The sequence below is a fragment of the Allobosea sp. Root670 genome, from assembly GCF_001429415.1.
GTDB classification, from domain to species: Bacteria; Pseudomonadota; Alphaproteobacteria; order Rhizobiales; family Beijerinckiaceae; genus Allobosea; species Allobosea robiniae.
In genome coordinates this window covers 1-20,314 of the sequence record NZ_LMJU01000020.1, presented here as the reverse complement: position 1 = coordinate 20,314, position 20,314 = coordinate 1, and the positions used below count along the sequence as shown (strand labels likewise).

Here is a 20,314-nt window from a genome sequence, read left to right as displayed (position 1 = left end):
GCCTTGGCCGGCATTCTTATTTCTTCTTGCGGGCGAGCGCGTCGGGCTTCAGCAGCTTCAGGCCCTTGGTCTTCTCGTAGCCGTGGATTTCCTTGACATCGAGCTTCCGCATGAAGGTGATCGTCTCGTGCGTCACCACCTGTCCGGGCACTAGGATGGGGAAACCGGGCGGGTAGGGGATGACGAAGTTAGCCGAGATCAGTGCCGGGCCCGTTTCGAGCCGCCGGTCGCATTCTGCACTGTTAATTGGCAGGTATTCGCACTTCTCAGCTGCATAGGCGGTGAAGAAGGCTGTGCGCATGTCGCCCTCCGGCGTCGTCTTGCCGGCGTCGCCTCGGAAGGCCTCGTCGAAGCGGCTGAAATCCGGCAGGTCGGGGACATCATTCATCAGACTGTGCATGCGTGAATCGAAGGCGTTGCGCTCGCTTTCGCCGCCCTGGCGCAGACGCGTCTCGATCTCGTTGCTGATCTTCAGCAGGACGCCGATCAGGAGCGCGACGTCGCTGCGGGTGTTGTTGATGTTGGATTGCAACAGAACCGAGTTGCGGGAGGTCTTGTTGACTTGGATGCCGTACTGCGCGGCGAGCAGGCCTTTAAAAGAGGTGCCGTCGAAGCCTGCTGTGCCGCAGACAAGCGTCATGCGGGTCGGGTCAAGGCAAAACTCGTCCTCCCGCATGCTGCGCAACTGGTCGTCCCAGCGCGTCTCGGGATCGAGGAAATCGACGAAGCCACTGCTGCGGTACTTCTTCGGAACCATGCCGTCGGCGCCGACGACCTTAAAGTATTTCGATATGACCGGATGCGCCGCGACCTCGCGCCGGATATCGAGCGCGATCTCGATCGCGTTCATCACCAGCCCGTAGCCCTCGAGTTCCATCTGCCGACGGGCGACGTCAAGGCTGGCGATGAGCTGCTGGTTTGGACTGGTCGACGCGTGGGTGAACACTGCCTCGTGAAACTGTGCCTCGACCTTGTGGAAATCGACGTCTCTGACCAGCACCATCGAGCCCTGGCGGATTGCCGACATCGACTTGTGGGTGGAATTGGTCTGGTAGACGCGAAGCCGGACAGCGCGCGGATCGGGCAGGAGGCGCGTGGCTAGGAGCTTCTCGAACGAAGGGGCCGCTCCGAGTTCCTTTTGCTGCTCTTCATATTGCCTAACAGCCTCTGGCCCCGCTATCCAAGCCTCGATGTCTGCGGCCGCGCCCATGCCGGTACGCGGCCGCAGGAAGGGCGACCAGCGGGCGAAGCCGAACCAGGCCTCGTCCCAGAGGAATATCAGATCCGGCTTGATCGCGAGGCATTCCTCCATCACGCGCCGGGTGTTGTAGATGTGGCCGTCGAAGGTGCAGTTGGTCAGGTCGACCATCTTGACGCGGTCGAGGCGGCCCTCGGCCTTGAGGTCGAGCAGCGCCTTCTTGATGGTGCGCAGCGGCACCGCCCCGTACATCGAGAATTCGACCATCGGGAAGGCTTCGACATAGAAGGGCTGTGCGCCGCTCAGCACCAGCCCGTAATGGTGCGATTTGTGGCAGTTGCGGTCGAGGATGACGATGTCGCCCGGCGCGATCAGCGCCTGCAGCACCATCTTGTTCGAAGTGCTCGTGCCGTTGGTGACGAAGAACACGTGATCGGCACCGAAGGCGCGCGCGGCCATTTCTTGCGCCCGCTTGATGTTGCCGGTCGGCTCCAGCAGACTGTCGAGGCCGCCGGTGGTGGCGCTGCTCTCGGCCAGGAACAGGTTGAGACCATAGAACTGGCCCATGTCGCGGATCCAAGGCGAGCTGAAGACCGACTTGCCGCGCGCGATCGGAAGCGCATGGAACGTGGCGACGGGTCGCTGCGCGTAGAGCTTGAGATTGTCGAAAAAAGGCGTCTCGTAGCGTGCCTTGATGCCCTCCAACACCGAGAGGTGGAGTTCCAGCGGTTCCTCGATCTGGTACATTACGCGCCTGATCATGGCGGCTCGCGGATCGCCGGCGAGCTTCTCGACGCGCCGATCTGACAGCAGGTAAATGTCGAGTTCGGGGCGGATCGCTTTCAGCCCGGTTGCCAGGCGCAGTGCCAGATCGGCCTCGTCGGCGGAGTCGAGAAGCGGCTGCTGTGCGGCCAGAACGCTGCGTAGGATCGGCGCTTCGTGCTGGGACTTCAGCACGAAGCCCTCATAGATCACGACGGCGGCGATATCCGGGTTGAGTACGGCCGCGCAGACCGCATCCTCCAGGCTGCCGACCATGACCGTCTCGTAGACGAAGGTGTCTTCCGGCCGTCGCAGCCGGCGGAATTCGGCGGCCATGTGAGGCCAGCGTCCGGCCGGAGCCGGCGTCACTGCCAGCATTTCGAAGTAGGGGCGGTGTGTCGGCGTGTCCCCTAGCGATGACGGCAGAGCATCGACGGGGTCAGCCAGCGACAGATCGATCGACTGCCACTCCTTGGCGTCTTGCTTGTAATTGCCGGTGATGATCGCAACCGAAATCCGCTTGGCGAGCGCCAGGAAACTGTTGGTGTCGTTATTCTGAAGGTGCTGTCGTAGGGCGCCGATCAAATCATGGCCTGGAAAGGCGTAGAATTCTTCGATCGTGCCCAATTCCTCGAGTGCCTGCTCGACCTCGCCACGGGACTGTATCCCCTTGGACCAGGAACGCGCGACAGCGTGGAGATCCCGCCAGCGGTCGGTGCGGCCGGAAGGGGACGAGAAAAAATGGTCGATGGAGCGCGATTCTTGAGCCGTCGAGGACATTGCGAATTCTCTCCCTGGAAGCAATCTGCGACCAACGTACCCCGAGACACCAGGCCAGTTGACGCGGTATCCATCGCAAGGAGTTCAGCACAATGCGGGTCGACAACGTATTGTACCTGAGTACAACATTCAGCTGCGCGCATTCGTTTAAGATCAGCCCGCCAGATAGCCGGCATCTGCGTGTCTTTACTGCGTACTCAACCCGCAATTTCACCCGTGCGACCTGCCGTTAACAACGAGGTTTACGCCATGATCGGAAAGATGTTTTTCGCGACCATCTTGGCTACGGCCACACTCCTGGGTTCCGCAAGCCAAAATGATGCCGTCGCCTGCAGTAAAACCGGAGGTTGCGCCATGGATGTGATCCATGAGGACTACAACATGAGGCGGGACGGTCGCGCGGATAAAGCAATGCGGGCTGGTCAGGACAACATCGAAGCATTTCGCGCATTTCAAGCGAAGCAGAAGGCATACTCGGCCGGCAAATGAACAGCCTTTTCGCCGAAGCCTGTGGTCTCTACGCGGACTTCTGACACAGCGCCGCGGGCTGCTCGAGCCTCATTTCTGGGAGAATGCGATGCATCTGCGGATCGTGCTCGCCTGTGTCTTAGCGGGGGGGCTCACTTCCTCACCTCTGGCGCAGACGCCGCCGCCTCGATCTCAGCCGGCGGCTGGGACGCCTGCAGCGCAGGCAGAGCAACCTCTGAGCAGCGCGGAGCTAGACGCGCTCATCGCGCCGATCGCGCTCTACCCCGATCCGCTGTTGGCGCAGGTGTTGATGGCTTCGACCTATCCGCTGGAGGTGGTCCAGGCGGACCGATGGGTCACGATCAACAAGAAGCTCAGCGGAGACCAGTTGAAGGCGGCGGTCGACAAGCAGTCATGGGATGCGAGCGTGAAGTCTCTGATAGCGACCCCATCCGTCCTGGAGATGTTGAGCAAGAATCTGGACTGGACGCAGAAGCTGGGTGACGCTTTCCTCGCCCAGCAGCCCGATGTCATGGACGGCGTCCAGAGGTTGCGCACGCGCGCCTACGACGCCAAGAAGCTCTCATCCGGCTCCCAGCAGAAGGTCACGGTCCAGCAGGATAGCGGGAAGCAGACGATCCTAATCGAGCCGGCCAGTCCGGACACGGTGTACGTGCCCTATTACGATCCAGCCGTGGTCTACGGCGCCTGGCCCTACCCCGCCTATCCGCCGTCCTATTTTCCGGCCCCGGGCTATATCGCTGCCGGCGTCGTCACGACGGGCCTCGCATTCGGCGCCGCCTATGCACTGGGGCGCTGGACCGCGGGCGGCTATTGGGGCGGAAACGTCAACTGGATCGGCGGAGGGAACATCAATATTGACCGCAATCGCCTGACCCATTGGGAGCATAACCCTCAGCATCGCCATGGTGTGCGCTACGGCAACGATGCCGTCCGGCAGAAGTTTTCGAACAACAACATTCGCGCCGGGGCGGCGGACAGGATGGATTTCCGCGGGCGCAGCGGCGATCAGGTCCTGCGTCCTGACGGCGGCCGGGGCGAGGTCGGCGCGGGCGCCGGATTACGGCCGGATCAGCGACCGGGGGATCGTCCCCGAGCAGGCAACAGACCCGATCGGCCAGGCGGTGATCGGCCTGCGGCCGGAAACCGGCCGGATCGGCCCGGTGGTGACCGCGCGCGGCCCGATGGCGGGCGCGGTGCGGGACAACCACGAGCGGCCACCCAGCCGCGGCGCCCGGATGGTGGTGCGCAACGAGCAGGAGCTGCGCGCGACAACGCCTTCGGCAATATGCAGACGGGGCGCGCTGCTAATCTTCAATCACAGCGCGGGCACGCGAGCATGGCCCGCGCGCCTGGCGGCGGCGGCCGGGCGACGCATGCCGGCGGGCCCGGCATGCGCGGCGGCGGCGCCGCCATGGGGAGGGGTGGCTTCGGCGGAGCCGGAGGAGGACAGTTCGGTGGCGGTCAACGCGGCAGCCGAGGAGGCGGTAGCGGGGGGCGTCGATCCGACATCCGGCTCAAGCACCATGTCGCGCTGCTCGGGCGCATGGAGAGCGGACTCGGCTTCTACCGTTTCGAATATGGCGGCTCCAGGACGAGCTATGTCGGCGTGATCGCCCAGGAGGTTCAGCGCGTCGCGCCATGGACCGTGCGCCGCGGCGCGGATGGCTATCTGCGGGTCGACTACCGCCGGCTCGGCGTGCCGTTCCAGACCTTCGAGCAATGGAAGGCTTCCGGAGCGCAACTGCCCGCGGGAGGCGACCGGCACTGAGAAGGCCCGCCGGATCCAAGTCCTGTTTCACATGTTGGGGACGCATCTATGATCATCGCATGGCCAGCGTCACGTCTGTCTGTTCGTCTGCTCTGCGGGAGCGCGATCGGCATTCTCGCCACCCTGACGGTTGCAAACGCTCAGGAACCGTTCAAGTCGCCGGCAGAGGCCACGACGGCCCTTGTGGAGGCGGCGCGCGGCAGCAACCTCGAACGACTATACACGATTCTCGGAATGGCCGGGCGGGACGTCCTATCGTCCGGCGATCCAGTTGCCGACGCGAGCGACCGCCAGCGCTTCGTCTCCGCCTATGACAATCGGCATTCGCTCAGCGAGAAGGGCGACACGGCCACCATTCTAGTGGGGCAGGATGAATTCCCGTTTCCCATTCCGATCGTTCGCGCCGGCGACGATTGGAGGTTCGACGTGCAAGCTGGTCGCAGGGAGATCATCGCGCGTCGGATCGGCCGTAACGAACTCAATGCTATGCAAGCCAGCCTCGCCTTCTTCGATGCACAGAACGAGTACGCGGCGAAGAACCCAAGTGGTCAGGGCGCTGGCGTTTACGCACAGAGGATTTTCAGCCAGGCTGGTGCCAAGGACGGCCTGTATTGGGAAAGTGCGCAGGGCGCAGAGCAGAGTCCGCTGGGTGAACTTGCAGCCGATGCCGCCGCGGAGGGCTACCGCGTCGGCAAGATTCGACAACCATTCCACGGCTATTATTTCAAGATTCTGAAGCGGCAGGGACCAGCCGCACCCGGCGGAGCGATCGACTATGTCGTAGGCGGAAAGATGATCGGCGGGTTCGGCCTTCTGGCCTATCCGGCGGATTATGGTAGATCGGGGATGATGAGCTTCATGCTCAATCACACTGGGACCGTCTACCAGAAAGACCTTGGCCCCGGCACTATTCGGACTGCAGCCCGCACACAAAGCTTCAACCCGGACAAGAGCTGGGAAAAGGTGACGCCTGAAAAGCAGTAGCGCGGCAGGGTTCCGGTGTTCGGCCATGATCACTCGCTCGTCAACGTCCGCCCCGGGGCACAATGCAGCCGATGGTTACGGAGCATGGACGTTGCGGCTGCAACTCGACGACGATGATCCGCGACGCATTCTTAAACGCCTGCTGACGGCCGGAGCGTCAAGAGGGTCCCGAGCAAAGACCATCCAGTCGGTCTATTACGATACCGCTGCCGGGAAACTACTGGGCGCCGGCTATTGCCTGCGCACGCGATCACAGGGCGGAAAGCGAGTCCAGCACATCGCGGCGGCAAGTCCGACTTCCGTCTTGCGCATGCCTCGCAACTGGACGAAACCGCTCGCGGATGGCGTCCCGAGCAAAGACTCCATCGCAGGCACGCCGTTGGTCGACATCCTCGCTGGCAGGGCTCTCGCCAAGCTGATGCCGGTCTTCAGCGCCGATATCCACCGTCGCAGATGCGTGATCGAGCGTGAAGGAGCCAGAATCGTTGCAATCCTGGACACCGGCGCGATCTCGGTAGGCCAGGCTGCGGAACGCATTTGCGAACTGCGGCTGGAGATCGTCGCCGGACCTTTTGTGGTCCTTTTCGATGTCGCGCGTGAGCTGGGCCAAGTGTTTCCTGCGACCCTCTCTCTCCGCTCGCATGGTGAAAAAGGGTTCCGCCTTCTGCATCCGCAGCCAGGCTGCGCCGTCGGCGAACGCCATGGCGACATGCAGGCCGAGATGAGGACGCTGGACGCGATCGACGGCATCTGCCGAAACTGCGCTGCCGCCCTCCTCGACGACCTCGCGCTGCTGCGGGCGGACGGTGACCATAACGTATTGCATCAAGTGCGCATTGGCCTCCGACGATTGCGCGCCATCCTGTCTTTCTGCAGGCCGGTCCTCGGTCCAGAAGGAGCGGATCTACCCGCCCGGCTGCGCCACCTGGCGCAGTTCCTCGGCCGCGCCCGCGAATTCGACGTATTCTGCGATCGCATGTTGGTGCCATTGCGGCGGGACAATCCGGGTGCGCTGGGCGTGGATGCCCTCCTCGAAGCGTTCGAAGTCAAGCGGCGCGAGGTACGCGATGAGGTTCTCGCCCATGTGCGGTCCCCGGAGATGTTGGCTTTCGGTCTCTGGCTTCTGGAAAGACTTGGCGAACTGATGAGGTCGGAGCCATCGACGTCAAAGCAAACCCGCCTGCGCGAGAGCACCTGGGCTGACTTCGCCAAAGCTCGCTTGGGGCGCCGGCTCGCGGCGTTTCTCAAGGCGAGCCGGCATCTGCAAAGCTGCGCGACTGATGAGCAGCATGACATCCGGATCGAAGCCAAAAAGCTGCGCTATGCGACCGAGGCGTTCCAGACGATTGTCGGGGAGCATAGGGGCCGGCAGCTCGTCTCCAAACTGCAGAGCCTTCAGGATCTTCTGGGGGAACTCAATGATTGCGCGACAGGCCATACGCTGTTGCTCGACTACGCCCGGGACAGAGCGAGAGAGGGCAATGCTGGACTCGAACTTTTTGCCGCGGGCCTGGCGGCGGCAGCCTGCAGCCCGAATCGGTCCGAGATCCTCGCCAGGGCGGTCGCGACTCGCGACGAACTCGTCGCGATTGTGCGGTCGCTGCCGGGCAAGCGCTAGAAGCCGGGAGCACGCCGTGCGGTCGGTGGAAGGCTTCGCCGAGCGGCCCGGCCGGCTCCGCACGGAGAGATGCCCAATGATCGACAGATTTCTGGTCCCGAGAGGTATGCGAACTTACAGGCTGGAATGGCTGCGCTTCGACGTGACAGCGGGCCTTGCCGTCGCAGCCGTGGCGATTCCCAGCGCCATTGCCTATCCCGCCATTGCGGGCCTGCCAGCCGAGGCCGGCCTTTATGCGAGCATCCTTCCACTCGTCGGCTATGCTCTGTTCGGGCCGTCGCGCAAGCTGATCGTAGGGCCCGATGCGGCGACCATGACGGTGCTCGCCGCGGCGCTGGCAAATCTGCCGGTGGCCAGCCCGGCGGACCGCGTCGCCGCCGCCGCGGCGCTGGCTCTGATCGTCGGGGCGCTGTGCATTCTGGCGGGCAGGCTGGGGCTCGGCATCATGGCGTCCTTCCTGTCGCGGCCGATCTTAATCGGCTTCATCTGTGGTATCTCGATCTCCATCCTCATCGGTCAGATCGGACGATTGACTGGCTTACGCATCGAATCCGATGGACTCGTGTTGCCGCTGCTCGAGATCGTCCGGCAAGCGGGTCTGATCCACTGGCCCTCAGCGGTGTTCGGCGCTGCGATGTTCGGGTTACTCCTGCTGCTGGCGCGCCTGCATTCACCCATTCCAGGCCCGCTCGTCGTTGTCTTCGTGGCGGGGTTGGCATCAGCCCTCTTCGATCTTGAAGGCCGCGGCATGAAGGTCATCGGCAGCCTGCCGAACACGATGCCGGCGCTCTCCCTTCCAGACATTACCGCGCTGCCCATCGGTGATCTGCTGCTCGGCGCCGGAGCGATCTGGCTGGTCGGGGTCAGTTCCGGTCTTGTAGCGGCGCGTAGCTTCGGGGCGAAAGACAGGTTCGAAGTCGATGCTGACCGCGAGCTGACCGGTCTTGGCGCCGGCAACATTCTCTCCGGCCTGTTCGGTGGTTTCCCAGTCACCGTGACGGATTCGCGCACGGCAACAAACATTTCCGCCGGCGGCCGCTCGCAGTTCGCGGGACTGGTGGCGGCCCTCGCCCTGACGGCGCTGCTGCTTTATCTTAACGATGCGTTAAGACTCCTGCCCAATCCGGCGTTGGGTGCGATCCTTGCCTTCGCCGCGGTGAGCCTCATCGACGTCCAGGGCCTTCGGGAAATCTGGCGCGTCAGCCGCATGGAGTTCGCCTTCGCTCTCATCAGCATGTGGGGCGCCATCAGCCTGGGCGTGCTCAGCGGCGTGGTCATAGCCATTGCCGGCACACTGCTTCACGTCCTGCTCAAGGAGATGCGCCCACGCGATGCGCTGCTTGGACGCATTCGCGGCCGGCCGGGTTTCTACAAGCTGCACAGGACGCCGAATGCCACGCCGCTACCCGGGCTCGTGTTGTTCATGGTCCAGGGCAGCATTTTGTTCTTCAACGCGGACTACGTCCGTGGCCGCTTGGAACACGTCGCAAAATCGGCGCTGCCGGGCACGACATGGTTCGTGCTCGATGCGAGCGCAGTCGCGCAGATTGATTTGACGGCAGCCGCGATGCTCCAACAGTTGCGTGCCGACCTGACCGAAATGGGGCTGACGTTTGCAATTGCCGAACTCCACAAGGAGCCTAGGGATATCCTGCAGCGCGCCGGCTTCTTCGATCCCCCTGAGGCGGCGCTCGCCTTCGAAGATCTTGAGGATGCCGTTGAAGCGACCGCCAGCGATCGGCCATGACGGCCCGGCCCAAGCGGCGCCGAGCTATAGCCCCGTGCGTATCTGCGGACCAGCGTGTCGACAGTGGCGACGAGTTGCCGGAGCAGAGAGACGTCGGGTCACCTTCGAACGCTGCCCGCCCAGATCGCTATGCTCACACCGTGCCAGAGCGGAGCAGGCCGAGGCGTTCGGCGCAGGATACGAGCTCCACCACCGAGTGGACCTGCATTTTCTCCATGACCTGATGGCGGTGAGCCTTCACGGTTCGCTCGGTTGTGCCGAGTTCGAAGGCGACCTGCTTGTTCATCTTGGCGCGCACGATGAGGTCGAAGACCTGCCGCTCGCGCCGGGTCAGTTGTCTCAGCCGGGCCATCACGGCATGAGTCCAGCCTTCCCGTTCTCTGGAGAGGCGGTGTCGCGCGATCGCGCGATCGATCGCCCCGATCAAATCCTCGGGCTCGACCGGCCTGGTGAAGAAGTCCTCGGCACCGGCTTTGATGGCCCTGACGCCAGTGCGGACGTCGCACTCGCCGGTCAGAATGATGACGGGGAGGTTCGATCCGGCCTTACTGAGCCGGTCGAAGAGATCGGGCGCAGCCGTGTCATAGGTTTGCATGCCAACGACGATGCAGCCTACGCTTTCGCCGTCAGGTGTCAGCTTCAGAATCTCGTCGGCGCTGCTATAGGCTTTGGTCCGATAGCCCCAGGCTTGGAGCATATGGTCAATACCGGCCTGAGATGCCGTGTCGTCGTCGACGACATGTATGAGAGCGGACATGGCTAATCCCCCGATTTGCAGGCGGTTCGTCCAGCACCGGAGAGCGCTTGCGCCTCAAGGCGCCTGCAGGGCCTCCCGGCTGCAGAGGCGGTATTTGGTCGCGATGCCGCCATCCAGCGCGTGGTAACGATAGAGTCCTCCGTCCTCCGTCCTCGGAACGCGCGAACACGGCGCGCGCAGAATTGGTCGCAATGGAGGTCGTGCAGTTCAGACGTAAGACCTGTCGTGGTCCATTGGGGCTTACGTCGACGATCCGACAGGTCGCGAGTGGTGTCGACAATCGTTTGCCATTGACAATGAAGGCCGGTGCAAAGGCGCTTGCCGGCTGCCGGAAACCGATAGATTTCGGCCTGGCGATGAAAACGCTGGGGCAGGACGCGGTCTCCTCAAGCCAAGCCCCCTGGAAATCGATACTCGCCGACCGCGCGCCCTGCAGCGGGATCGATGCCAAGGTCAAGATGAACATGAGTAGGCGCCCGTTTTCTGCGATCATCGAGTTCTCCGCGTCCGGTGCATCCCTGAATGAGGCATAGGTGCCGCGAGGCGTGACGCCCATTTGTGGAAACACCATTTCGGGAACGCTGAGTGCGGCGGCCTGCAGCCAGGGCCGCCTGCCCAAGCCCGACGCTCGCCTGCTCTTGCGCTTCCCTTGAGGCAGAACTCAAACGCGGAAACGACTTCGCAGGTAGTAAGTTACGGTTGGCTACAGAGCGCGCTTGCTGCTGCACCAGTCCGAAGCGCAATCCGGAGGCTATTCCGTCCCGGCCGTCAAGCGCGGTTGCACCGGGAAGCCGGCCTGGAGGGCACCACGAATGAGGATGGCACGATCTCGCGGATTGAAATTGCGCTTATCGAGTTCGCCGTCGAAATCGTCGAAGAAGCCCGGGCGGAGCTTCAAGAACTCGGCGCGCCATTGCGCTGTCTCCGCCTCCAGCCCCAGGCGGGCGAAGATGAGTGCGGCGACGAATTGATAGATCGAAAACTGGCGCAGATTGGCGCGGCGAATGAGATCGGCTGCTCGCGAATCGTCGCCTTGCATGTAGGCGGCTAGTGCCAAAAGCCCGATGTAATAATCGGAATGGCCTGGATTTTTGGCCATCGCCTCCTTGAGCATGGCCGCCCCGCGCGCCCAGTCCCCAGCTTGGGCCACGCGACTGCCGAACTCGCCGAGCAGTTCGGTATCGTTTGGATTGAGCGCGAGCGCCTGGGCTCCGACCTTGAGCGCCTCGCCGGGTTCTTTGCTGAAGTACAGGACCGTCATTAGTGCCTGTAGCGCTCGGACGTCCTCCGGATCGATGCGAACTGCACGCTCGGCGGCCGCGCGTGCCCGCTTCAGAGAGCCGGGACGCGAGTTCAGTTGGAAGCGATCCTCGTCAAGATACAGATAAGCCAGCATCGCCCAGCCGGTCGCATACTCCGGGTAGTGCACTGTGACCTGCTCCAGACATCCGCGTGTCACGGCATGCGCGCTCTGATTCAGCTCGGAGCGGTAGCGATAAAAGCGAAAGGTGCACGGATAGGCTTCGAGGCTATGTGCGCCCCGTGCTCTCATCGCGCGCGGCGGCGCGCTGAAGATGATGCCGTAAGGTTGGGCGACAGTCGTGGCGACCTTCGCGGCAATCGTCATTTGCATGTCGATGATATCGTTGATCTGCGGGCCGATATCATAGACGCCGGACCAGACAATGGCGGATGTTTCACCGTCGAGAAGGCGACTGGTCACCCTGAGCTTGCCCTCCGACAGGCGGACCCCGCCCTCCAGGACGTAGCGGCTGCCGAACCGCTGCCCAATTTCCGCAGCCGAGGCGTCCGACGGGAGCGCGCCCGAGGTCTCCTGCCCGAACACTGTCAGCTCCTTGAAGCGCGCGAGCTGCATCAGGAGCTCGTCTCCGAGCCCGGCCGCGTAGAAGTCTCCGTCGGGAGTTCTCGACAGGTTCACGAAAGGCTTGACGATCAGGGAGGGCCGCTCAGGCTGGGCCGCGCCTGTAGCGGAAGCGGACGGTGGCGACGGCGCCTCCACCGGGAGGAGCGAGAAAGCGGCGATCACTGCCGTCGCGGCCACGGAGGCAGTAAGCCAGGGATGCGACCGCCATGCATCGACCAACAGGCTGAAGATTCGTTTGCGGAGCGGCTCCGATCGCGGAGAGAGCTCTCCGTGCTCTATGCGAGCCGCCCGTTGGTGGAAGCGAGGCACATAGCCGCCTTTGGGGATTTCGATCAGGACCAGGTCGGAGTTTCCGGCAAGAAAATAATACCGTTCCAGAGCACGTCTAAGCCGCCCCGCCTCGATACGAACGACCGGGTCGCTCTGAATGTCCAGATTTGCATCCCGCCCGAAAACCTCGACCGCGATCGAATAGGCCTTGATACGTTCTGACCTGCCGGCGAGCGTCTCATTGACAACGTAGAGCAGGAACTTGCGAAGCCGATCAGGTACGTTGAACTCAGCACTCGACAAAATCAGCTTTAACTGCGCGCGGACTTCGTTTTCGTTCGGCTCGGGTACAGCATGCATGCTGCTGTCTTCGCCGCTCGGATTCCCGGACCGTTGCCGCTCCATAGCGTCGCCTCCGAGCCAAAAAAAATAAAAAAGCAACTACAATTGTATTCGTATCAGTGTAACCTCCCGTAAGTTACTCCCATTTATTCCGGCTGGCCAGATATCATTGGATCTCCGCGGGGGCCTGATCCGATGGATTCGGGAATTCTAGCCGCCATTCAGTTTCTGCCGAAATACAAGACAGCGATCAAGGAACTGGCGCTACGTAGTGAAAGCTTCCGCACCTTGTGCGGGGATTTTGCCGATGCGGAGCAGGCGCTCCGGCTGTGGGAGAAGTCTAAGACCCCACACGGGGCAGCCCACTGCGCTGAGTATAGGCTACTCGTCGAAGGCCTCGGAGCCGAACTCCGACAGGCCATTCTCGATGGGAAAGCCAAGTCCGGAGGCAAAGACCAAGTTTGAAGCCAATTGCTCCTAAAATGATGCGGAGAGTTCAAATGTCGAAGCAAGTGAGCTGGATTTTCGCAATCGCTCTGGCGATGGGCCTTGCTGGCTGCGCGTCCTATCCGACGGTGACCAGCCAGACCGTGATCGTCGCCGGTGTCGGTCCGGTCGAGGTCGAGCAACTCAATGTCGATGTCGTTGATGTCCAAGCTGCCGAACGCATCGTGGTCGTCCGGCAAGGCCGCCAAACATGGCATGTCGCGGTGCCGGAGGTGTTCGGCAATCTGCGGAACATCCAGCCGGGTGACCGGGTCGAGATCCGGCGCGTCGAAGGCGTGATCGTGGGCGCCAGGCGCGCCCGCAAGGGAGCCAGGCCAAGTATCATCTACACCGAAGCGGTCAGTGGGCCTCCCTTCCAGAACCTGCCGGACAAATTTGTCGTTCGCTCGCTGACGCTGACGGCCAGGTTCGAGCGGTTCGATCCTGCCACTAGCCTCGTGAATTATGTCGGACCGGCGGGTCCGCGCTCGCTGACGGTGGTCGATCCAATGATCAAGGAGGATCTCAGGCGCCTAAGGCGCGGCGACATGGTCGAACTGACGTTCGCCGAAGGTTTCCACTTCCAGAAGTACTAAGATCGCCGGTCTCCGCCGCATGCGGGTCACAAGTGGTCTGTGTGCGGCGACGGTGCTCAATGAGGGAGACGCAAGCGATGTCGATCGCCAGCCGGAAGCTCGACGCGGAAACGCTCGGTGACGAGAGTTTCATGTCAGCCGATGACCTTCGCGCCTACATGACGGAGTTCGAAATCGCCAAGGCATCCAAAGTATTGGGAGCCATGGACAAGGCCGAGGAGGCGCGGCGGAAGCTCGTCGCTACATTACAGAACGAGATCGCTGTCACGCCCGAGAAGGTCGCGGAGATAAAGCACAGCCTGGCGAACAAAACTCGAGCGGCAGCCGGGCGCGGGGAGACGGAAGTCCTCGTCATGCGTTTTCCGAGCGCGCTCTGCACGGACGCAGGCCGCGCGATCAACAATACCGAGGTCGATTGGCCGACGACTCTCACCGGGCGACCGCTGCAGGCCTACGAATTCTGGAAGGAGCATCTTCAACCCGCCAAGTACAAGCTTCGGGCCATGATCATCGACTGGCCGGGCGGACTGCCGGGCGACGTCGCGTTCTATCTGAGCTGGTCCTAGAGCAGACGGAGGCTTGCATGAAAGCCAATGCCAGCGATCCCGTTAAGCGAAAGCTGTATGAGCGGAAGCTACGGGACCTGCATGAAGAGCTGGTCGAACTCCAAGAGTGGACGAAGCATGCCGGTGGGAAGGTTTGCATCGTCTTCGAAGGGCGCGACGGCGCGGGCAAAGGCGGCGCCATCAAAGCGATCACGGAGCGGGTGAGCCCACGGGTGTTCCGGGTCGTGGCCCTGCCGCCCCCCACAGAGCGCGAGCGCTCGCAGATGTATGTCCAGCGTTATCTGCCGCACCTTCCGGCAGCCGGCGAAATCGTGATCTTCGATCGCAGCTGGTATAATAGGGCTGGTGTCGAACGCGTCATGGGGTTCTGCACCGAGGAGCAGGCCAAGGGGTTTCTCCAGAGCGTGTCCGGCGTCGAGAAGGCTATCGTCGATTCCGGCACGATCCTGCTGAAATACTGGCTCGAAGTTGGCCAGGAGGAGCAGACGCGCCGGATGCAGGAGCGCATCACCGATCCCAGGAAGATATGGAAGCTTTCCCCCATGGACCTCAAGGCATATTCGCGCTGGTACGATTACTCACGCGCCCGTGACGAGATGTTCCGCGCCAGCGATACGGCATGGGCACCATGGTACGCTGTCCATTCCGATGACAAACGCGCCGCTCGGCTCAATATCATCTCTCATATTCTCAGCTCCGTTCCTTATGATGCGCCGCGCCGGGACAAGATAAAGCTCCCAAAGAGGCAGAAACCCGACGGTTACGATGATGTTGATTTCGCGAGAAACTGGATAGGGTGACGCATAGTTCTACGGCGCGGACCGCGGGGCCGCATTGCCGCCTGCGGTAAGATCAGGCCGCCGTTGACCTTGGCGCGATTTCTTTCTTGGAACGGGAGTGCATCCGTGGACGCTGGCCTTCACCGCTTGGCGCCGCACCATCTGCCGGCTTTCATCACTGCGCCAGGCGAGAGCGACACCCTCATGGTCGTCACCGCAGCCATCCTCGTTGCAGCTGTGCTAGGCGTCGGCTTGCTTTTCCTACGGCTGCACACCTTACCGGAGCGCATGGCGCACAAGTCTCAGAAGCTTCAGTTCGAGATCGTGGCCGTGCTCGGCCTGCTCGCACTCTTCACCCATGTGCACCTGTTCTGGGTTGCGGGCCTGATTCTGGCGCTGATTGATATCCCTGATTTCTCGGGGTTGTTCGGCAGGATGGCGCACGCCCTCGAACGCATCGCGGGCAGGCGGGCGCGCGGAGCTGCGGCCGAAGGCGACGAAGCACAGGTGCCAACTGCCTCCGGGCATGCCGCGAACGCGGAACCTCCCACCAAACGCATGGAGTCGACCCATGCTTGAGCTTCTGATCTGCTCGTTGCTCACCATCGTCCCAGACTACCTCTACAGGCGGTACCGGCAGGGCAAGCGGCTCGGTAAGGAGATCACCTTCTATTCGGTTTGGTTCGAGCTGAGGTGGGGCATCACGGCCTGTCTGATGCTGACGATCGGCCTGATCACGGTGATCTTCTACAATCATCCCTCGACGACCAACGCTGTCGTGATGTTCCGCGCCGTACCCATCGTTTCAGAAACGAACGGGCGCGTCGCCGAGGTCCATATCGGGATCAGCGGCACCGTCGCCGAGGGGGAACCGATTTTCCGGCTGGACAGCAGCAAGCAGGTGGCCGCCTTTGAGGTGGCACGGCGCAAAATCGTCGAGGTGGAGGCCGGGATCGTCGTGGCGCAGGCGGAGATCCTCGCCGACGAAGGTAAGATCCAGGAGGCCAGGGCGCAGCACAAGCAGGCATTGGACGAACTCGAGACCAAGCAGGAACTCCGGCGCCGTAACGACGATATCGTCGCGCGGCGCGAGATCGAACGGCTCGAGAACCTGACGGCGGGACGCGAGGCCGCCCTGGCGGCCGTCATCGCGACCAAGGAGGCGGCACAGGCCCGTATCACGACCTTGCTCCCTGCCGAGAGAGCGAGCGCCGAAGCCGCTCTTGCGCAGGCTCAGACCGATCTCGACAAGACGATCATCAGGGCAGGAGTGAACGGACGTGTCGAGCAATTCACGCTGCGCGTCGGCGATATCGTCAATCCCTTCATGCGCCCGGCTGGCGTGCTGATCCCCCAGGGAGCCGGGCGCATCGCGCTCCAGGCCGGGTTCTCCCAGATCGAGGCGCAGATCATGAAGGTTGGCATGGTTGCCGAAGTGGCCTGCCTGTCGAAGCCCTGGGTCGTCATTCCGATGGTGGTGACGCAAATGCAGGATTTCATAGCTGCTGGCCAACTGCGCAGTGGCGAGCAATTGGTTGACGTGCAGCAGGTTTCGAAGCCGGGCACGCTGCTGGCATTCCTGGAGCCGCTCCACGCCGGCGGGCTCGATGGCGTTACGCCCGGCAGCAGTTGCATCGCCAACGCCTATTCCAGCAACCACGAACTGATCGCCTCGGGGAAGCTTTCCACGGGGCGAAAGATTGTGCTCCATGCCGTGGACGCGGTGGGACTCGTTCACGCCCTCCTGCTACGCATTCAGGCCCTCGTGCTGCCGATCCAGATGCTCGTTTTCGGCGGTCATTGAGAGTATATTACCGCTGGGCTAGTCCGTGCGGGCTGGCCGTGTTGAGCGTGGCCCGATGGTCCGATCACAATCGGTCGCAAGATCTCGTGAACGACGATTAAGATCATCGTTGGATGGCGGTATGGCGTTTTTTCCGCCCGCCCCCCGAATCGTTGGCGATAAGGCCCATCCAGTCGACATTGGATCGCTCGCCCAGCGTCGCCTGTGCCATGTCGGTGAAAACCGCCGTTGGCACAGCCCGCACCCAGTTTGCGGATCTACACGCCTGGCTCGCGATGAAAACGCAGCCTGGGCCCGACTACCCGCAGAGGCCGGAAAGGGCAAGATCTAGAATAAAGCTGAGCTTGCAGAGAGGATCTCCGCTGGAGGCGCGACATATGCAGATATGGATCAATACTTTTCTTGTGGTGCTTGCCGCCATCTTCCCGGTGGTAAATCCACCGGGAACCGCACTCGTGTTCATCGGGCTGACAGGCACATTGACACCCCATACTCGGCGCGCATTGGCCCGACGGGTCGCAGTCAACTCCTTGCTCGTCCTCGTGTGCTCCTTTCTGCTTGGTGCGCTGATCCTGCAGTTCTATGGGATCTCAATATCGGTTTTGCGCGTGGCGGGTGGATTCATCGTCGCGGTATCCGGCTGGAATCTCCTCAATAGGGGAAGCCACAAGGAAATCGAGGCGTCACCCGACGCCGCACATCCAGCGGATCCGCTTAGCCTGGCGTTCTATCCATTGACACTGCCCCTCACTACAGGACCGGGCACAATCGCGGTGGTAATCAGCATTGGTATTTCGAGGGCGACGTTCTCGGAGCCGGCCGATGAGGTGCTGTTCATGTTCGCCAGTCTTGCCGCCATCGTGGTCATCGCTTTCACAATATGGCTCTGCTTTTCGTACGCCGATCGGATTCGAAGGGTGCTCGGTCAGGGCGGAACCGACATTGCCGTGCGTTTAACCGCATTCATTCTCTTCACGTTAGGCGTGCAAATCCTATGGTCGGGGATGAGCGAGCTCCTCATCTCAGTGTTCCACCCCGAATCAATCCGGGCCGGATCCAAGCCGATCGGCTAAGAGTCCTCTCTGACTGAAAAATCGCGTGTCGTGGAATTCCTGCGGGCCCGGGTTATGATCCAAGCTCTGGACGCGGACGCCATAGCAGCGGCGCCGAATGGCCAATCGTCGGAGGACGAAGCGCTATCCGTTGGATTTGACGGATGAGGAATGGGAGCAGATGGCGCCACTGATGCCTGCGCCCAGGCGGCACGGCCGTCCACGCGAGGTCGAGTTTCGAGAAGTGATCAACGCGGTGCGCTATCTGGTGCGTTCGAACCGCGGCTGGCAGATGCTACCGATCCATTTCGTGTCGGCGCCTATGATGAGCGCTGCGTTATCACCGGCCTCAAGCTGATCAACGGAGGCGGTCGTGCTGAGGTCGACGCCGCGCACATCCGGCCGGTCGAGGCGAGCGGCCCTGACATCGTCAACAACGGCATCGCGCATTCCGGAACGGCTCATTGGATGTTCGAACGCGAGTTCCTGGTAACTCCCGCCGTTGGAGTGCTAGCACGCCGAGAGGAACTCAACTCGAGCCGTGCTCGGTAGCCGAGCGAGGAGTGCGGGCGCTGAGGTCACGATCGATTTTGAAGGCGAACGGCCAGAAATTGCTCAGGGCTCACCGTAAAGGACCTCGAGAACCCGGAGGACCGGGCGTTGGCACTCGCTTGGCTTCAGGAGCGCACGAATGCCTTCAAAAATGTGCTCCGGCCGCGCATGCGCTCTGCGCTTCGCGACTTTGCCGTAGATTAAGTCCCTGCAGGTCGGCCGCCTCGGAGCGCTTTGGCGCCCATAAGAAGGTATATATCACGATGGACCTCTCAGGAGATCAATCCGGAACGCCTTGCGGACTCGCAAACTCTTCGTGGAAGAATGCCCGATGCCGGCCAGAGCCGCGCGCGATCTCGCTCGCGCCCGCGGCGCCGCTGTCGCGAGCTAACCGGTCCATCGTCAGCAAAGAAATTCATGCTCAAACATGGCTCGCTCAAGCATGGCTCGACGCAACAATCCGCGCTTGTCGTCGTCTGACAAGCCTGCCGACGTCAAGCGCCGGTGAAGACCTCGAGCCGCCAAACCGGCTCCGCGCCCTGAATTTAGCGCAAGCCTTAGAATCGTCATGTGTAGAGGCGCAAAAAGAATTGCGGGCATCGTCGGTCAGAATGCGGTCGGAAAGGTGAAGGGGGGACGCCGCTTATCTTTCTTCCCGCGGGAAGGCGATGGCGATGTATTGATTATAAATCGTTTCCAGGATAAATTAGTAAAATATATACTGACAAGTTATAGCATGAATTATCTAGCAAGGAGCTTAAACATGCTCGGTTTGCAAGGATCTTTTGATCAACTCCCTCATATTTTAGCTGTTAGCTTATTGTTGCAAGGCCGTGATCTGTCTCTTGAACAAGTCGAAAGCTTGCAGTCGGAGTATCAACCTGAGGAATTTTGCCCCACATTGCGCGTCTATATCTCCAACTTCCCGCAGACAAGACGACGCAGTTCACGGGGTCGCAAGAGAAAGATTACATCTGAAGCCATCGACCATGACAACATGATCATTGTCGCAAAATATTTCCGACTGCGTCTTGCGCCGCCCTCGGCGGAGAACAGGGAAGGGCGCTCTCCAGCAGAATGGGCCGCCGATCAGCTGGCCGCCGAGTTCAATGTCACGCCAAAGGCGCTTCTCAATCGGGTGTCGAAGCTCCGCTACTATGTTGATATGCAACACTTCTGGGAGTTCGTGCTCAAGAAGTATGGCGAGGATCTCGCGATTCAGCTGCTTGAGGCGATTAAACCGCGGGGAGGCCTTCCGCAAGAAACTCGAGGCCATTTCTGGCCCTCTCGACGAAGCACAGAAGATTGTTTCTGCGCATGCGCGACGTCTGCAGTAAGCCGATGCTATATCCGTCTTCCTGCGGTTGGTTAATACCACCTCACCTTGAATTCCGTGGCATAAATTTTCCGCGTCTCAACGAAATGGATGAGCTGCGCCATGCTGTCGACCTGGTCGTCATGGCCTCGCGGAAAGTCCCGGATTTCCTTCTTCAGGTTGGCGAGCCAAGGAGCTTCGGTGGGCAGATGGACGCGGCCGGCTTCGATTGCGATTGAAGCCGCTTCCGCACGCTCGATCTTGTCGAGATCGGGTTTGATCGGTTGAAGATAGCAGCCGGAGGGCATGGCTCGGCTCTGATTCAAATCTTGCAGCAAGGACTGCCCCGATGAGGCGTCCTCAATGCAAACGTACTTGGCCTGCCACTGCCCTGCGAGGGTTATCACTTGACGCCTGAGCGCAGGAAACTCCAGGCGAGCCCGATAGACATCGAGCAGGTAGTGACCTGAGACCCTTTTCTCCTCCGGTCTGAGGGAGAGTCCTGGGTTTCATTTCTGGCCTCAGGCGGCCTGTTTTTCCAGCATGGATTTGAGGGCGAAC

18 protein-coding genes and 2 pseudogenes are annotated in these 20,314 nt (G+C 61.7%); 16 read left to right on the top strand and 4 right to left on the bottom strand.

Translation table 11 applies throughout. The features are described from left to right. Window positions 1–16 precede the first annotated feature (16 nt). On the bottom strand, window positions 17–2,740 hold the full coding sequence (locus ASE61_RS23815) for a decarboxylase (RefSeq protein WP_061971237.1): 2,724 nt from the start codon (window positions 2,738–2,740) through the stop codon (window positions 17–19). Window positions 2,741–2,989: 249 nt separating this feature from the next. Here ASE61_RS23815 and ASE61_RS23810 point away from each other — a divergent pair, with 249 nt between their 5' ends. The 5 genes from ASE61_RS23810 to ASE61_RS23780 all read left to right on the top strand — a co-directional run bounded on the left by ASE61_RS23810 (window position 2,990) and on the right by ASE61_RS23780 (window position 9,349). Beyond that, the gene (locus ASE61_RS23810) at window positions 2,990–3,229 is read left to right on the top strand and encodes a hypothetical protein (protein ID WP_061971235.1); all 240 of its coding nucleotides are present in this window, start codon (window positions 2,990–2,992) and stop codon (window positions 3,227–3,229) included. Between the two features lie 88 nt (window positions 3,230–3,317). Further along, a complete protein-coding gene (locus tag ASE61_RS23805; protein ID WP_061971233.1) occupies window positions 3,318–5,000 on the top strand; it encodes a DUF3300 domain-containing protein in 1,683 nt (560 codons plus the stop codon). Between the two features lie 48 nt (window positions 5,001–5,048). Beyond that, window positions 5,049–5,984, top strand: a complete 936-nt coding sequence (locus ASE61_RS23800; RefSeq protein WP_061971232.1) for a DUF2950 domain-containing protein — start codon at window positions 5,049–5,051, stop codon at window positions 5,982–5,984. A 91-nt stretch (window positions 5,985–6,075) separates the two neighbouring features. Continuing rightward, the gene (locus ASE61_RS26170; RefSeq protein WP_162260143.1) at window positions 6,076–7,602 is read left to right on the top strand and encodes a CHAD domain-containing protein; all 1,527 of its coding nucleotides are present in this window, start codon (window positions 6,076–6,078) and stop codon (window positions 7,600–7,602) included. Between the two features lie 76 nt (window positions 7,603–7,678). Then, window positions 7,679–9,349, top strand: a complete 1,671-nt coding sequence (locus ASE61_RS23780; RefSeq protein WP_061971225.1) for a SulP family inorganic anion transporter — start codon at window positions 7,679–7,681, stop codon at window positions 9,347–9,349. 133 nt (window positions 9,350–9,482) lie between these two features. Here ASE61_RS23780 and ASE61_RS23775 read toward each other — a convergent pair whose 3' ends face one another. After that, on the bottom strand, window positions 9,483–10,106 hold the full coding sequence (locus tag ASE61_RS23775) for a response regulator transcription factor (protein ID WP_061971223.1): 624 nt from the start codon (window positions 10,104–10,106) through the stop codon (window positions 9,483–9,485). Window positions 10,107–10,297: 191 nt separating this feature from the next. Here ASE61_RS23775 and ASE61_RS23770 point away from each other — a divergent pair, with 191 nt between their 5' ends. Continuing rightward, entirely contained in the window at window positions 10,298–10,639 is a 342-nt protein-coding gene (locus ASE61_RS23770) for a hypothetical protein (protein WP_061971221.1), read from the top strand. A 218-nt stretch (window positions 10,640–10,857) separates the two neighbouring features. Here ASE61_RS23770 and ASE61_RS23765 read toward each other — a convergent pair whose 3' ends face one another. After that, window positions 10,858–12,621, bottom strand: a complete 1,764-nt coding sequence (locus ASE61_RS23765; protein WP_061971541.1) for a hypothetical protein — start codon at window positions 12,619–12,621, stop codon at window positions 10,858–10,860. A 177-nt stretch (window positions 12,622–12,798) separates the two neighbouring features. Here ASE61_RS23765 and ASE61_RS23760 point away from each other — a divergent pair, with 177 nt between their 5' ends. The 10 genes and pseudogenes from ASE61_RS23760 to ASE61_RS26710 all read left to right on the top strand — a co-directional run bounded on the left by ASE61_RS23760 (window position 12,799) and on the right by ASE61_RS26710 (window position 19,810). Beyond that, window positions 12,799–13,068 (top strand): hypothetical protein, encoded by a 270-nt coding sequence (locus ASE61_RS23760; protein ID WP_061971219.1) that lies wholly within the window; start codon window positions 12,799–12,801, stop codon window positions 13,066–13,068. A 47-nt stretch (window positions 13,069–13,115) separates the two neighbouring features. Further along, window positions 13,116–13,685 carry a hypothetical protein gene (locus ASE61_RS23755; RefSeq protein WP_156407211.1) on the top strand — a complete coding sequence of 190 codons (570 nt, stop codon included), beginning with the start codon at window positions 13,116–13,118 and terminating at the stop codon, window positions 13,683–13,685. Between the two features lie 77 nt (window positions 13,686–13,762). Then, window positions 13,763–14,251, top strand: coding sequence for a hypothetical protein (locus ASE61_RS23750; RefSeq protein ID WP_061971216.1), 489 nt, complete (start codon window positions 13,763–13,765; stop codon window positions 14,249–14,251). Between the two features lie 17 nt (window positions 14,252–14,268). Next, the gene (gene ppk2 / locus ASE61_RS23745; protein WP_061971214.1) at window positions 14,269–15,051 is read left to right on the top strand and encodes a polyphosphate kinase 2; all 783 of its coding nucleotides are present in this window, start codon (window positions 14,269–14,271) and stop codon (window positions 15,049–15,051) included. A gap of 105 nt (window positions 15,052–15,156) precedes the next feature. After that, entirely contained in the window at window positions 15,157–15,609 is a 453-nt protein-coding gene (locus tag ASE61_RS23740; RefSeq protein ID WP_061971212.1) for a hypothetical protein, read from the top strand. After that, window positions 15,602–16,834 carry an HlyD family secretion protein gene (locus ASE61_RS23735; protein WP_061971211.1) on the top strand — a complete coding sequence of 411 codons (1,233 nt, stop codon included), beginning with the start codon at window positions 15,602–15,604 and terminating at the stop codon, window positions 16,832–16,834. Before ASE61_RS23740 ends, ASE61_RS23735 begins: the two co-directional genes overlap by 8 nt. A gap of 377 nt (window positions 16,835–17,211) precedes the next feature. Beyond that, a complete protein-coding gene (locus ASE61_RS23730; RefSeq protein WP_061971209.1) occupies window positions 17,212–17,907 on the top strand; it encodes a MarC family protein in 696 nt (231 codons plus the stop codon). Window positions 17,908–18,004: 97 nt separating this feature from the next. Next, a pseudogene (locus ASE61_RS26165) lies at window positions 18,005–18,196 on the top strand (transposase); the annotation flags it as partial. Between the two features lie 8 nt (window positions 18,197–18,204). Beyond that, a pseudogene (locus ASE61_RS27295) lies at window positions 18,205–18,366 on the top strand (HNH endonuclease); the annotation flags it as partial. A gap of 835 nt (window positions 18,367–19,201) precedes the next feature. Beyond that, window positions 19,202–19,810: a hypothetical protein gene (locus ASE61_RS26710; RefSeq protein ID WP_156407210.1), complete on the top strand. Its 609-nt coding sequence runs from the start codon at window positions 19,202–19,204 to the stop codon at window positions 19,808–19,810. Here ASE61_RS26710 and terL read toward each other — a convergent pair. Beyond that, entirely contained in the window at window positions 19,807–20,211 is a 405-nt protein-coding gene (gene terL, locus ASE61_RS26155; RefSeq protein WP_082617694.1) for a phage terminase large subunit, read from the bottom strand. The genes ASE61_RS26710 and terL overlap by 4 nt on opposite strands. Between the last annotated feature and the right edge of the window lie 103 nt (window positions 20,212–20,314).